16 protein-coding genes are annotated in these 14,658 nt (G+C 37.4%); 14 read left to right on the forward strand and 2 right to left on the reverse strand.

Annotation, left to right across the window (positions count from 1 at the left end):
• The first annotated feature begins 7 nt into the window (after positions 1-7).
• Both rsmA and ACZ42G_RS00650 read left to right on the forward strand, forming a co-directional pair.
• The gene (gene rsmA / locus ACZ42G_RS00645) at positions 8-826 is read left to right on the forward strand and encodes a 16S rRNA (adenine(1518)-N(6)/adenine(1519)-N(6))-dimethyltransferase RsmA (RefSeq protein WP_274894092.1); all 819 of its coding nucleotides are present in this window, start codon (positions 8-10) and stop codon (positions 824-826) included.
• A 64-nt stretch (positions 827-890) separates the two neighbouring features.
• Positions 891-1,997 carry a hypothetical protein gene (locus ACZ42G_RS00650; RefSeq protein WP_085112514.1) on the forward strand — a complete coding sequence of 369 codons (1,107 nt, stop codon included), beginning with the start codon at positions 891-893 and terminating at the stop codon, positions 1,995-1,997.
• A gap of 39 nt (positions 1,998-2,036) precedes the next feature.
• Here the strand turns inward: ACZ42G_RS00650 and ACZ42G_RS00655 are convergent, their stop codons facing one another.
• Complete coding sequence (locus ACZ42G_RS00655; protein WP_274893741.1) at positions 2,037-2,273, reverse strand: HPr family phosphocarrier protein; 237 nt, start codon at positions 2,271-2,273, stop codon at positions 2,037-2,039.
• Between the two features lie 233 nt (positions 2,274-2,506).
• On the opposite strand from ACZ42G_RS00655, the gene ACZ42G_RS00660 reads away from it, so the two are divergent.
• Positions 2,507-3,562: an Mrp/NBP35 family ATP-binding protein gene (locus tag ACZ42G_RS00660; RefSeq protein ID WP_464850977.1), complete on the forward strand. Its 1,056-nt coding sequence runs from the start codon at positions 2,507-2,509 to the stop codon at positions 3,560-3,562.
• Between the two features lie 54 nt (positions 3,563-3,616).
• On the opposite strand, the gene ACZ42G_RS00665 is transcribed toward ACZ42G_RS00660, so the two are convergent.
• Entirely contained in the window at positions 3,617-3,979 is a 363-nt protein-coding gene (locus ACZ42G_RS00665; RefSeq protein WP_085112511.1) for a NifB/NifX family molybdenum-iron cluster-binding protein, read from the reverse strand.
• Positions 3,980-4,168: 189 nt separating this feature from the next.
• Between ACZ42G_RS00665 and ACZ42G_RS00670 the strand changes: the two genes are divergently transcribed.
• From ACZ42G_RS00670 to hypF, 11 genes are all read left to right on the forward strand, one after another.
• Positions 4,169-4,693: a hypothetical protein gene (locus tag ACZ42G_RS00670; RefSeq protein WP_464850979.1), complete on the forward strand. Its 525-nt coding sequence runs from the start codon at positions 4,169-4,171 to the stop codon at positions 4,691-4,693.
• Complete coding sequence (locus ACZ42G_RS00675) at positions 4,686-6,170, forward strand: AAA family ATPase (protein WP_085112509.1); 1,485 nt, start codon at positions 4,686-4,688, stop codon at positions 6,168-6,170. Before ACZ42G_RS00670 ends, ACZ42G_RS00675 begins: the two co-directional genes overlap by 8 nt.
• A 202-nt stretch (positions 6,171-6,372) precedes the next feature.
• Positions 6,373-8,256 carry an NADH-quinone oxidoreductase subunit 5 family protein gene (locus ACZ42G_RS00680; RefSeq protein ID WP_085112508.1) on the forward strand — a complete coding sequence of 628 codons (1,884 nt, stop codon included), beginning with the start codon at positions 6,373-6,375 and terminating at the stop codon, positions 8,254-8,256.
• Positions 8,253-9,116 (forward strand): respiratory chain complex I subunit 1 family protein, encoded by an 864-nt coding sequence (locus tag ACZ42G_RS00685; protein WP_464850982.1) that lies wholly within the window; start codon positions 8,253-8,255, stop codon positions 9,114-9,116. The genes ACZ42G_RS00680 and ACZ42G_RS00685 overlap by 4 nt, the downstream gene beginning before the upstream one ends.
• 7 nt (positions 9,117-9,123) lie before the next feature.
• On the forward strand, positions 9,124-9,597 hold the full coding sequence (locus tag ACZ42G_RS00690; RefSeq protein ID WP_013786933.1) for an NADH-quinone oxidoreductase subunit B family protein: 474 nt from the start codon (positions 9,124-9,126) through the stop codon (positions 9,595-9,597).
• A 10-nt stretch (positions 9,598-9,607) separates the two neighbouring features.
• A complete protein-coding gene (locus tag ACZ42G_RS00695) occupies positions 9,608-9,985 on the forward strand; it encodes an NADH-quinone oxidoreductase subunit C (RefSeq protein ID WP_013786934.1) in 378 nt (125 codons plus the stop codon).
• Complete coding sequence (locus ACZ42G_RS00700; RefSeq protein ID WP_274893745.1) at positions 9,978-11,060, forward strand: hydrogenase large subunit; 1,083 nt, start codon at positions 9,978-9,980, stop codon at positions 11,058-11,060. The genes ACZ42G_RS00695 and ACZ42G_RS00700 overlap by 8 nt, the downstream gene beginning before the upstream one ends.
• Before the next feature lie 26 nt (positions 11,061-11,086).
• On the forward strand, positions 11,087-11,443 hold the full coding sequence (locus ACZ42G_RS00705) for a 4Fe-4S binding protein (RefSeq protein WP_085112505.1): 357 nt from the start codon (positions 11,087-11,089) through the stop codon (positions 11,441-11,443).
• Positions 11,444-11,785, forward strand: a complete 342-nt coding sequence (gene hypA, locus ACZ42G_RS00710; protein ID WP_464850983.1) for a hydrogenase maturation nickel metallochaperone HypA — start codon at positions 11,444-11,446, stop codon at positions 11,783-11,785.
• Positions 11,786-11,799: 14 nt separating this feature from the next.
• Positions 11,800-12,453: a hydrogenase nickel incorporation protein HypB gene (hypB, locus tag ACZ42G_RS00715; RefSeq protein WP_085112503.1), complete on the forward strand. Its 654-nt coding sequence runs from the start codon at positions 11,800-11,802 to the stop codon at positions 12,451-12,453.
• A complete protein-coding gene (gene hypF / locus ACZ42G_RS00720; protein ID WP_464850984.1) occupies positions 12,411-14,657 on the forward strand; it encodes a carbamoyltransferase HypF in 2,247 nt (748 codons plus the stop codon). Before hypB ends, hypF begins: the two co-directional genes overlap by 43 nt.
• Position 14,658: the final 1 nt, after the last annotated feature.

Here is a 14,658-nt window from a genome sequence, read left to right on the forward strand (position 1 = left end):
GATGATGATGAAAATAAAAGGATTCAATACAAAGAAAAGACTTGGACAAAATTTTATTTTTGATGAAGACATACTATCAAAAATAGTGGATTTATCAGGCATAACAAAGGATGATAATGTGATAGAGATAGGCGCAGGTTTAGGCACCCTTACAAGGAAAATATTGGAGAAGGCTAATATGGTAGTGTCTTATGAGATAGACCAAGAAGCTTATGACATACTTAAGGCAGATTTTAAAGGACGTGATAATCTAATCGTATTAAATGACGATATAATGAAAGTTGACTTGAAAGAAACCGTTAATGCGTATTTTGGAGGGGAAAAGTGCAAAGTCGTTGCAAACCTGCCTTATTACATAACATCGCCTATAATAATGAAACTTTTAGAGTCCCGCTTGATGAAAGACATAACTATAATGGTGCAGAAAGAAGTGGCGGAGAGGATATGTGCAAATCCAGGTGGCAAAGATTATGGCGTATTGACAGTAGCAGTAAACTATTACTCAAAGCCGGAGATACTGTTAAATCTTCCTCCGGAAGTATTTTCACCTAAGCCAAAAGTAAGTTCATCGCTTATAAAATTACATGTCCTTGATAAGCCATCTGTATTTGTGAAGGACGAAAGACTTTTTTTTAGAATAGTGAAATCATCATTTGGACAGAGAAGAAAAGTAATAACAAATTCTTTAAAATCCCTTAGCATTGATCAATCAATAATTGCAGATGCTTTGACAAAATGTGGCATAGACTTAAAACAAAGAGGAGAGACTCTTTCAATAGAAAAGTTTGCTGAGCTTGCAAACACCATTTATGATATGAAGATGTAATATTAAATCCCCCTGTTTCATAATATATATTGCTAAAATATATTTGAAATAAGGGGGATATAAAATGCCTTTAAGGAAGGATATTTATAAGCGCATGTATATAATGCTGGAACCCGACGAGAGAGGTGCGTCGCTTTTAAAGGACAAGGAAATATCAGGGTACCTTAAAATAGAAACTATGAACGGAAGGGGCCGAATTACAGCGTCGCTTCAAAATCTCGATCCTAATTATTCTTACACAGTAAAATTTTTAAAAATCGGAGAGAGTCCTAAATTAGTTGAGTTTGGAGCAATAAGGGTAGACGACAAAGGCAGAGGCGGTGCAGAATGGTCTTTTAATACAGACGATGTGCTTGATAAGGGTGTGAAGTTTGATGATCTTGCTGTAGCATTAGTAGAAGCAGATAATGGACAACAGAGGCTGATTCCATTGTCTGGCGTCATAGACAAGTCCAGATTTAACTGGAAAGCCACTTATAAGAAGCTTATGAAAAACATAGAGAATATTGAAAAAGATAAAAGCGAGATTCATTTTATTGAGGATTTAGTTGAAAGTCAAAAAGAAAGTGTAGATAGCTATACAACATTGCCACAGTACAATGACGAGGAATACCACGAAGAAGAAGTGGAAATTCAAGTTGAGCCTGAAAAAGATGTGGAAAATGGACAAATTGACAATATAGAGGAGACGGGTGATGTTAATTTAAATGATGAAGGGAATACAAGCGTTCAACCGGAGCATCAAAGCGATGATACAATAACTAAAAGTGATGTTTATGAACAGGAAAACAGCGGTTATGTAAAATATTTAAAAGAGTATGTGAATAATATTGTGAATTACCTTGATGAAGTTCATCCATTTGAAAATAATCTGGAAGGTTACAGATGGTGGAGGATAAATACGGGATATAGGAATGGCTTCTACGATCATTATTTAGTAGGATTTGTAAATGACGAAAATGGTAAGCTTAAATACATCGTCTACGGTATGCCGGGGCTATTTACACTTTCTGACCAACCTTTTGGAGGCATGACAGGATTTGTGTACTGGTGCCCACTGAAAGAAAATATGAGAAATGCTGGTGATATGGGGTACTGGTTGATGCACATTGATGCAATGACGGGACAAATAGCCATACCAAAAGGCTCTACACCGCCGCCAATAATATAAAAGTGAAAGCGTAGATAGTCTACGCTTTTAAATTTATTTTTACTTCATGTATTCTTTTATGTCATCGGAAAAGTTAGCCAATGCTTCTTCATCGTCTGTGTGTGGTATAACCGTAAGCAAGTTTTCAAGATTTAGACTGAAAATCCCCATTATGGACTTTGCATCGATGACGTAGCGACCTGATACGATGTCAATATCAAAAGGGTATTTTGACATCTTCTCCACAAAATTTTTGACCTTATCAATTGAATTTAAAGAAATCTGAAACTCCTTCATACACTTATCCCCCTTACTTGTATTTATTTTAATCATATATTAAGAGCTAATTTTATTCAATCAACCGATTTAACAAAAATTTCATTGTTAATTTGGTAATTGTTTTCACTCCATTAAGGTGGATTTTAAATGTGACATATGATAAAAATTTCGCTTTATAGGTATTCTATTTATTAGGATTGTATATTATAATATAAGTGTTAAAAAATAAAATACCATTAGGGGGTATACAGTTGCTTACAAAAGAACAAATTTTAAATGCACTAAAAGATGTTTTTGATCCTGAGATAGGAAGAAGCATCGTCGACCTTAATATGGTTGATAATATCAATATAGACGGCAGTACAGTCATAGTTGACATAAAATTGACAATCAAAGGCTGTCCACTTCAAAACACCATAAAGGAAGATGTCATAAATAAACTTAAAAGCTTGGATGGCGTTGATGATGTGGTTGTCAACATGGGAGCCATGACAGAAGAAGAAAGGCAAAAGCTTGCAAATAGCATGAATCAAGGGAAAGTGCCTTTGTTTGAAAAGACTCGTGTTATCGCAGTTGGAAGCGGCAAAGGCGGTGTTGGTAAGTCTACGGTTTCTGCAAACCTTGCAGTTGCTTTAGGAAAGTTAGGCTACAAAGTTGGCTTAATTGATGCCGATGTTTTAGGCTTCAGCATACCTCGTTTATTAGGCATAGTAGGCGAAAGACCTTATGCATTAGATGAAAATACGATACTGCCAATAGAAAAGTACGGCATCAAGGTTATCTCCATGGGCAATTTTGCAGATGAAGATACACCGCTTATTTGGAGAGGACCGCTTTTAGGAGGCGTCCTGGAGCAGTTTATGAATGATGTTTATTGGGGAAAACTTGACTACATGATAATTGACTTGCCACCAGGCACTGGGGATGTACCTCTTACAATAATGCAGAAAATACCTGAGCAGAAATTTTTGCTTGTCACGACTCCACAAGCATCTGCTTCACATGTGGCAGGAAGGATTGCATATATGGCTCAGAAGGTAAATATAGAGCTTATAGGAATAGCTGAAAACATGTCGTACTTTGAGTGCCCTGATTGCCATAAAAAGTACAATATATTTGGAGAAGGCGAAACAGACAGACTTGCAAAAGAGCTTAATACAGAAGTTCTTGTAAAGATTCCTATTGACATAAAGATACGCGAAAAAAGCGATATTGGCTTGCCAGTAGCTTTTATAAATGAACCTGAAGCAGAATACTATTTGGAACTGGCGAAAAAAGTGTCAGAAAAAGTAAAGCCTATTGGCTGATAATTTATCTTAAAAAAGGAGGCATCGAAATTACCAATGCCTCCTATAAATTTTTCATTTTTTCTTAAATAATTCTTGTTCTGGTATATCATACGCTGCGCTATTTAAGTAAGTTTCAAGATTTTCTATGACATTTTCAAATGGCAGACTTTCATCAAGTCTTATGAATTTGATGCCGCTATTTTTAGCTTTGCCATACGATATGTCGCAGAATGATTCGGGTATTGTGATGACATGATCGACTTTCTTTTCTATGAGAAAATTAACTGTAGCGATTCGCCTACCATCTTTTAGAGGAAAACCTGGATTTTCGTATTTTTCTGCGTCTTTTCTCTCTACATCATAGATAACTATATAAGGACCGTCTGGCAATTTAGAAATTAATCCGTCATTTGTCACAGTAGCTGCTATCCTCATGATTTTTCACTCCTATTTCTGTAAATTTTAAACATTAAGTTTTGGATATAAGTTGTAATATAATTATATATTATTAAGTTAATTATAGTTTTATGAGTTGAAGAAATCAAATGAGATACTATGGTGTTGTCTGAGTATATATTTTATGATATAATATGATATATCACGTCGCTGGAAAGGGGGTATATTATGTTTTCAAAATTAAAATGGCAGGTAGTCATAGTAACAGTGACGTTGGCGTTGGGTGTGCTTTTAGGAGGATTTAATTTATATCAGAACCGCATATTGCCGCAGAAGATAGCCAATGACATAAAGTCCTTCAATAATGTTCAATCTGCAAATGTAAGTATTGGAAACAGCGGTTATACGGCAAATATCAAGCTTAAAAAGGTAGACAACCTTATGACAGCGTATAAGGACATTGAAAAAATAATTGAGAAATATCCGGTTAAAATTGATATAAAGATAGTTGACAATCCTAACGACAAATTAGACAGTCTATTTTACGAAGATCAGTTTGCCATATATCAGGCCATTCAAAATGGCGATTATATAGATATGAGCAAAATTGTTGACAAAAATGGCATTGAAAAAGGTTCGAAGACGAATGTCTATATTGATGGTAGCAATATATATTTAAGTATATATGATGGTCAAAATTACTTGTACAAGATTATACCGCGCAATACAAAGGGGGATGTAACAGATGGTTAAAGAAATACTAATCGGTATTTCAATTGCATTAGTGATTTTTGCTGCTATATTAGGCATAGATATAACTCCTATTGTGATAGTAGGAATGATGATTTTCGCTTTAAGCTTCTTGCTGGAAAGCAGGGGGCTTATAAGTTCGTCAGGAAAAGTAGTAAATCCTGACACAAGCGTGTCTTTTGATGACATAGGCGGTCAAAACACAGCCATATCAGAGCTGAAAGAAGCATTGGATTTTGTGATAAACAGGGATAAAATCAGGAAAATGGGCATAAGGCCGCTTAAAGGAATACTTTTAAGTGGACCTCCAGGTACAGGCAAAACGCTTCTTGCTAAGGCTGCTGCAAAGTACACTGACTCTAGCTATGTAGCTACATCTGGCAGTGAATTTATAGAGATGTACGCAGGTGTCGGTGCACAGAGAGTCAGGAAACTTTTTGAATCGGCAAAAGCGTTGGCTAAAAAGGAGCAAAAAAACAGCGCGATAATCTTCATAGATGAAATAGACATACTTGGTGCAAAAAGAGGTACAAACGAAAGTCATCATGAGTACGATCAGACACTAAACCAGCTTCTTGTTGAGATGGATGGAATAAAAAGCGATAATGATATAAATATTCTTGTGGTAGCAGCTACAAATAGACCTGATATGTTAGACCCAGCCTTATTAAGGCCGGGGCGGTTTGACAGGCAGGTGACGGTAGATCTTCCTGATAAAAGCGGTAGGCTGCAAATACTGAAGATTCATACGAGAAACAAGCCTTTAGATGAAAATGTGGATTTAGAGGCGATTGCAGAAGATACCTTTGGCTTCTCGGGAGCTCATCTGGAAAGCTTGTGCAACGAAGCGGCTATATTGGCCATGAGGGATGGTTCATCTAAGATAATGCAAAAGCATTTGCAGGAAGCGGTTGACAAAGTCATACTTGGCGAAAAGACAGATAAAAAGCCTACAGAAGATGAGATACTAAGAGTATCGATACATGAAGCAGGACATGCCATAATTGGAGAGATAGTCAATCCTAATTCTGTGGCTACTGTAACGATAGTGCCAAGAGGTAAGGCTTTAGGCTTCGTAAGACAGACTGAGAAAGACGATACATTTATATACACGAAAGAACAGTTGGAGCACGAAATAATGGTGGCTCTTGGTGGAACGGCTGCTGAGCTTCTCATTCTAAACAGCAGAAGTACAGGCTCTGCCAACGATTTTGAACAGGCAGTGGATATTGCAAAGAAAATAGTCTATACAGGGCTTTCAAGCCTTGGCATCATCAGTAAAGACGACATATCAGGAGATAAGGTAAATGAAGAAGTAAACAGAATCATAAAAGAGCAGGAGGAAAAGGTGAAAGAACTTTTGAAGGACAAAATCGATGTGCTAAACGAAATATCAAGTATATTAGTTAAAGAAGAAACGATATCAGGCGAGTATTTGAGAAGGATATTGAATGGAGAAACTGCACAAAAAGCTTGTTGATGGCAGCAGAGGAGATTATTCCTCTGCTATTTTTGTGGAATAAACTGCAAAATTCATTGAAATATTGTTAAATAATAAACAAAATTAATTAATATTAAATACAATTGACTTATTATTCAATTAGATTTATAATCAAAATGGGTATTTAAAAATGTATACAATATATAATATTCATTAAATCGAATAGATAAGGAGTGAAAAAATGACAAGTGATCTGGTTTTAATAAGCATTATTGCTCCGATTGTAATGAGCTTGATAACAATTACAATTGGTAAGGCAGCGGCGAGGAAAGCATTTGTTTCGGCTACATTGCTTATTGTATTTTTAAGTTCATTGGCGATTTTTAAAACTGCCAATTTGCCAACGGTCGTTGGGACATCATTTTATGGAATCATTGATAAATTGATAAAAGTTGGCGATTATGTGCTTTTGCTTTATACCCTTTATGTATCATTTAAGGTAAAAGAACCTAAGATAGCGATTTTTTCAATATTGCAGATATTGCCTCTTGCGTACTTTGAACTGTTTGTACTAAAAGAGCAAGAGGTAAGCGCATTTTACATCGACAATCTTTCAATAATAATGAATTTGGTAGTTTCGATAGTAGGACCTATAATAGCTTTGTATGCTTTTGGCTACATGGACCATCATGAAAAAGAAGAGAAATTGGTTAAATCAAGGCAATCAAGATTTTTTGCAGTCATACTCTTGTTCTTTGGAGCAATGAATGGCATAATATTCTCTAATAATTTAATGTGGTTGTATTTCTTCTGGGAGATAACTTCTCTGTCATCTTTCTTGCTTATTTCCCACGATAAGACAGAAGTGGCAATCAAAAACGCATCAAGAGCCTTGTGGATTAATATGTTTGGTGGATTTTCATTGTTAGTTGGAATCATAATCCTATACAAATATACTGGCATGATAACATTAGATGCTGTTTTGAAGTCTGATACATCGTATATTTTGCTGATACCTGTGGCTTTTATGGTATTAGGTGCATTTACAAAGTCTGCTCAAATGCCATTCCAAAGTTGGCTTTTAGGTGCTATGGTGGCACCGACACCGGTGTCGGCACTTTTGCACTCAAGTACGATGGTGAAAGCTGCTATATACCTTATCTTAAGATTAGCTCCTACATTTAGAGGGACTACGTTAAGTGGATTTATAGCACTGTATGGTGCTTTCACGTTTATCGCTACGTCTATATTGGCTTTAAGTCAAAGCAATGGGAAGAAGATATTGGCGTATTCCACGATTGCCAACTTAGGATTGATGATATCCAGCATAGGAATTAATACTTCCAGCGCTATAACGGCGGCAATTTTGCTTTTAATATTCCATGCAGTGTCAAAGGCTCTCTTGTTCCTGTGCGTTGGTACGATTGAGCAAAATATAGGCAGCCGTGACATCGAGGATATGAAGGGGCTTATCACAAAAATGCCTGTTACGACTATCATAACTTTTATAGGCATTTTGTCATTGATGATTGCACCATTTGGTATGCTTTTAAGCAAGTGGATGGCCATTGAAGCAGCATCGAGAAATCTACTTGTGGCACTGCTTTTGATTTTAGGCAGCGCTATAACAGTCATGTACTACACCAGGTGGATAGGCAATATCTTATCAGAAGGGCATAACAGCAAATTTTTCGTAGAAAAACAGCCGTCAACAATAAAGTTTGCTTTATACAGTTTAGTTACGATAGCAATCGTATTGAGCTTGGCTGTGACGCAGCTTTTTAATGCAATTGTAAAGCCTGAAATAAACATGCTTAAGATGTCCATTTCGATAAAAGCTGCATCAGGATACCTTGAAAGCAATCTTGGCGGTTTTTCCATATATCCAGTGTTTTTTGCCATAGGTTTAGCTGTTATCTTGGCGTTTTTGACAATAAGGAATTCACGTGACATAGTGGAGACAAAGCCGTACGAGGCTGGACTTAATTATGATGATTCAAATAACGGCTATGATGTAAAAAATTATTATCTTCCAAGCATAATAAATGAAGAGAAGATGACGAAGTACATGAACTACATCTCATTTATTTTGATACTGGCGGTTTTCGGAGGGATATTGCTATGACGTGGGTAGATTATTTGGTTTTTGCGGCGGCGGTCATTTTGACCCCGCTTATAGGTGGACTTATAACCGGATTAGACAGAAAAGTAACGGCACTTATTCAAGGGAGGTATGGCCCGCCTGTATTGCAACCTTTTTACGACGTTGTAAAATTGCTTTCTAAAGAAAAGATGATAGTGAACGACTTTCAGATATTCGCAGCGTATATATACTTATTATCAGCTATACTAAGTGTCGGTTTCTTTGCGATAAAAGCTGACCTTCTTATGATAATTTTCATAATGTCAATAGGGCTTGTTTTCTATGTAATAGGGGCATTGGCTACAAGGTCTCCATACAGCCAAGTAGGGGCCCAGAGGGAATTAATGCAGATGTTGGCATATGAACCTCTCCTTATATTTGTGCTTATTGGCATGTACTACGTAGCTGGAAGCTTTAATTTGCACGATATAATGTCACATGGAAGGCTTCTTTTGGATTTGCCGCTTATTTTTGTGGTTTTAAGCCTTGTACTGGACATAAAAATAAAGAAATCTCCATTTGATTTTTCTACATCTGAACATGCTCATCAAGAGCTTGTAAGAGGGATTCTCACAGATTACGCAGGGCCGTATCTGGCTTTAATAGAAATAGCTGATTGGTATGAGTTAGTGCTGCTTTTAGCAATGCTGGCAATTTTCTGGTCGCAAAATCTTGTGATTGGTGCTTTGATATCGCTTTTTGTATTCTTTTTAGATATAATTGTAGATAATATATCTGCAAGGATGACGCTTAAGTGGATGCTTAGCTTTAGCTGGATTGTGGGTATAAGTTTTACAGTCTTAAATATTGCTTACCTGTACTTTAGCAATGTATCGAGGTGATAAATTTATGGGTTTAAAAGAATTTGTGAAAAAGTCCTTCTCAAAATCACCATGGGTAGTCCATTACGATTGTGGAAGTTGCAATGGATGTGATATAGAGGTTTTGGCATGTATGACGCCTATATATGACATGGAAAGATTTGGTATGGTAAATGTGGGAAATCCGAAACATGCTGATATCTTAATAGTAACGGGCACTGTAAATGAAAAAAATAAAGATGTATTGAAAAATGTCTATGACATGATGCCTGATCCAAAAGTAGTTGTGGCAGCGGGAATTTGTGCATGCAGCGGAGGCATATTTAGGGACTGCTACAATGTGTTAGGCGGCATAGACAAGGTGATTCCTGTTGATGTGTACGTTCCAGGATGTCCAGCTAAGCCTGAGGCCATGATAGATGGTCTTTACAAGGCGGCACAAATATTAAAAGAGAAGTATTCCCGCAAGGAAGTAATAGTTTCAGCCAAAAGCTTAGGTTAGGAGTGATTTTATGATCGTAAATAGCAGAGAAGTGGAAATAGGCAATCTAAAAAGTGAAGTGAAGAAATACCACGATGGTGGATATAGATTTGTCACAGAAACGTGCCTTAATTTAGAAGATAAGTTTAAAATCATATACACATTTGCCATAGGTTATGATTTAGAAAACATCCACATCATAACTGATGGGAAAAATGTGCCCAGCGTTTCAGACATTTATTCATGTGCGCTGGCAGTAGAGAATGAGATAAAAGAGCTTTTTGGAGTTGAGTTTGATGGTCTTGCAGTTGATTTCGGAGGGAATTTTATGTTGGGAGAAAGCTCTCCAATAAGTCCACAAGCAGACATAGAGATTATAAGAAGAGAAAAGGGTGGTAAGAATGAGTGATAAAAGTACGATTCCGTTTGGGCCACAGCACCCTGTTTTGCCTGAGCCGATTCACTTAAAACTTGTTGTAGAGGATGAAAAGGTAGTAGAAGCATATCCTGCTTTCGGTTTTGTTCATAGAGGGCTGGAAACTTTGGCTCAGAAAAAGGACTTTAACCAGATGGTTTACGTCGTAGAGAGGGTTTGCGGCATATGCAGTTGTATGCATGGGCAGGATTATTGTGAAGCAATAGAGGAACTGATGGGTGTTCAGGTTCCTGTAAGAGCTGAATATTTAAGGACTATTTGGGCAGAACTCCACAGGATACACAGTCATCTTTTATGGCTTGGACTTTTTGCTGATGCATTTGGCTTTGAAAATCTCTTTATGCAGACGTGGAAGATTCGCGAGAAGATAATGGACATACTGGAAGCCACATCAGGCAACAGAGTGATAATTTCAGTTAATATAGTAGGCGGTGTCAGAAAAGACATAAATAGCGAACAAGCTAAGTGGATCTTAAAAGAGTTAGACGATGTTGAGAGGCAACTTAAAGATATTAATGATGTGGTTATGAACAACTATACTGTAAAGCAAAGAACTGTTGGCATAGGAGTTTTGACGAAAGAAGAAGCGTACGAGCTTGGCGCAACTGGACCTATGGCTAAGGGAAGCGGCGTGGATTTAGATCTTAGGACTACTGGCTATGCTGCTTATAAGTATCTTGACTTTGAGCCGATTGTGGAAAAAGCCGGTGACAGCTATGCCAGGAATTTGGTTAGGATGAAGGAAATATTCCAGTCAATTGACCTTATAAGACAGGCGTTAGGAAAGATGCCTGAAGGGGAAATAAGTGTTCCTGTAAAAGGCAATCCACCTGCTGGTGAAGTCATATCAAGGCTTGAGCAGTCAAGAGGAGAAGTGGTGTACTACATTAAATCAAATGGTACGAAATTTTTGGATAGGCTTCGCATAAGAACACCTACCTTTGCTAATATACCGGCTCTTTTGAAAATATTGCCTGGTTCTCATTTGCAAGATGTCCCTGTACTCATACTGACCATCGATCCTTGCATCAGTTGTACGGAAAGATAATCTGTCAGGGAAGAGGTGTTATTGAGATGTTGGATATGCTAAAAAGCGTGTTTTCTAATCTGTCAAAGAAGCCAGTGACTCGTATGTATCCTTTTGAAGAAAGAAAGCCCTTTGATATAAACAGAGGTCATTTGGAAAACAACATTGATGAATGCATTTTTTGCGGCATGTGCCAGAGAGTGTGTCCATCAAACTGCATAAAGGTGGACAGAAAGACCAGCGTTTGGGAGTACAATCCGTTTGAATGTGTCTTGTGTGGCGTATGCGTGGAAAAGTGCCCTAAGAAATGTTTAAAGCTTGATGTGCATTACAGAAGCTGCACAGACAAAAAGTACAACATTCACTTGGAAAAACACGATGATTCTGAGAAAGCCGGTGCTTAAATGCATGAATTGTCTATAACTGAAAGCATCGTAAGCATGGTTTCTGATGAAGCTAAAAAAAGAAATATCAATAAGGTGACCAAAATAAACATCGTGCTTGGGGAATTAACCGGGTTTGAAGAAGAAAGCATAAGGTTTTATTTTGATGTTTTAAGCGAAGGAACGCCATTATACGGTGCTAAGCTTGATTTTAAAAAAGTGAAAGCAGAGTTTAAATGCCGCAGTTGCGGCATGATTTATAATAGGGGTAATTTCACGTTTAAGTGTCCCTATTGCGGCAGCAGCGGTGTTTTGATTGAGAAAGGCAAAGAACTTTATATAGATAGTATAGATGTTGAATAAGGAGTGTATTATAAATGGAAATAAAGATTATTAAAGATGTGCTTGAAGCCAACAACAACATTGCGGAAGAAAACAAAAGCATAAAAGATGAAAGAAAAATCATGATGGTAAACATAATCGGCTCACCTGGTACAGGCAAAACAAGTTTCATATTGAAGCTTATAGAAAACATGGATATTCCTTGTGGTGTCATAGAAGGCGATGTAGCGTCTGATATAGATGCCCGCAAGATGGCTGAAAGAAATATACCGGTGGTGCAGATAAATACTGGTGGTGCTTGTCATCTGAATGCAAATTCAATAAACAAAGCATTGTCTACGCTTGATTTTAAAGGCGGAATATTGTTCATAGAGAATATAGGAAATCTAATATGTCCTTCAGATTTTGAACTTGGTGAAGACTTCAAATTGGCTATGGCAAATGTTGCTGAGGGCGATGATAAACCATACAAATATCCTCTCTTGTTTTCAAAGGCGAAAGCAGTCGTTATAAACAAGATAGATTTGTTGCCGTATTTTGACTTCAATAAGCAGTATTTTTACGATGGTGTAAAGACGCTTAATGATGAAGCTGAGATTTTTGAAGTATCATCAAGGACAGGGGAAGGCTTTGAGGTGCTGGCGAAATGGCTGAAAGAGAAATACGACGAATACGTGCAAGGCAAATAAATATTAAAGGAATTGTTCAAGGTGTAGGATTTAGACCGTTTGTCTACAATTTGGCATTAAAACACAGCTTGTCAGGCATCGTTTATAACACATCATCTGGTGTTTCTATTAACGTGGAGGGTTATGATGATGAAATAGATGCGTTTTTGATGGAATTAAAAGACAATCCTCCGAAGCTTTCGAAGATAGACGAGATATCTGTAGAAGATTGTGATGTTGTAGGATATAAAGGTTTTAGCATAAAGTCAAGCAAAGCAGATGAGGGATTTGTGCCGATTTCTCCTGATATGGGTGTATGCGACGAATGCGTAAGTGAGATGATGGACGAAAAAAACAGGAGATATAACTACCCGTTCATAAATTGCACAAACTGCGGTCCGAGATTTTCCATCATAGAGGATATACCATACGACAGGCCAAAGACGTCTATGAAAAAATTCCCCATGTGTAAATTATGTAGAGACGAGTATGAAAATCCTTTAGACAGGAGGTTTCATGCACAGCCTGTAGCATGTTACGATTGTGGACCATCCCTTAAATATGTTGGCGAAAGCACGAATATTGATCCCATTATGGCAGTTGCTGAAGATTTAAGAAAAGGGAAAATCGTTGCTATAAAGGGGATAGGCGGCTTTCATCTGGCTGTAAATGCATTATCCCATGAGGCTGTATTAAGGCTTAGAGATAGGAAAAACAGGTATGGAAAGCCTCTGGCGCTTATGATGAAAGATGTAGAAGCTGTAAAAAGGTATTGCCATGTAAGCCATGATGAAATGGAGCTATTAAATAGCCAAAGAAGGCCTATCGTCCTTTTAAAAAAGAAATACGAGTTTGAAGGTGTAAGCGATGGCCTTGACAGCGTAGGTGTGATGCTTCCTTACGCGCCTATACATTATCTTTTGTTTAAATATATAGATTTTCCAGTTGTCATGACCAGTGGCAATATCAGTGAAGAGCCTCTGTGCAAAGACAATGATGAAGCAATAAAGAGGCTTAAAGACATAGCAGACAGTTTCCTTTTAAATGATAGAGACATTGTAAATAGGATTGACGATACGGTTACATCTTGGAAAGCTAAAAGCGAAAGAGTCATAAGGCGATCGAGAGGATATGCTCCAGAGCCTATGGTGCTTAAAATGGACTTTAAACCGATACTTGCCGTTGGAGGGTATTACAAAAACACGTTTTGCTTGACTAAAGGCAATTACGCATTTCTAAGCCATCACATAGGAGATCTCGATAACAGCAAGACGTACATGTATTATGTAGATGAGATAAAGAAGTACATGAAACTTTTTAAAGTGGAGCCGCAATTTGTGGCGTGTGACATGCATCAAGGTTATTTGTCGACGCAGTTTGCAAAGACACTGGGCTTGCCCGTAATATACACGCAGCACCATCATGCACACATAGCAAGCTGTATGGCGGAATACGGCATAGATGACAAAGTAATAGGCTTTTCATATGATGGCACGGGATATGGATTGGATGGAAATATTTGGGGTGCTGAATTTTTGATAGCTGATTTGAAAGACTTCGTAAGGGCTGGCCATATAAAGTACAATCCGCTTCCAGGCGGAGAACTTGCTATAAAAAGGATATACAGAACTGCAATAGGCTTTATAAATGAAGATATGGATAGCTACCATGAATACCTTAAAAGGTTTGATGTAAAGGAATTGGAGATCATAAAAGCGCAGATAGACAAAAAGATAAACGCACCATTGGTGTCCAGCATGGGTAGATTGTTTGATGCAGTTGCATCACTGATTGGTGTTAAAGACACTGTCCTATATGAAGGACAAGCAGCCATGGAGCTTGAAAGCATCATAGAAAGTGATCGATCATATTATGACTTTACGGTATCAAGTGATGACCAGTATGTGGTGGATACATCAGGTATTTTAAAGCAGGTTTATTCTGACTATAAAAAAGGAGTAAGCAAGGGAATAATATCCGCCAGATTTCACAATACAATTGTAGAGTTTACTGCTTATGTGGCATTGAGACTTGGCGAAAAGTACAATATAGATAAAGTGGTTTTAAGCGGTGGAAGCTTTCAGAACAAATATTTATTGGAAAATATCATTGATAGATTATCAAAAGAAGGATTTCTTGTTTATTCCAATAGCAAGATACCTTGCAATGACGGTGGCATTTCCTTAGGCCAAGCAGTCATAGCAAACTATATGATGGAGGTGTAAT

The organism is Thermoanaerobacterium calidifontis (assembly GCF_055381745.1).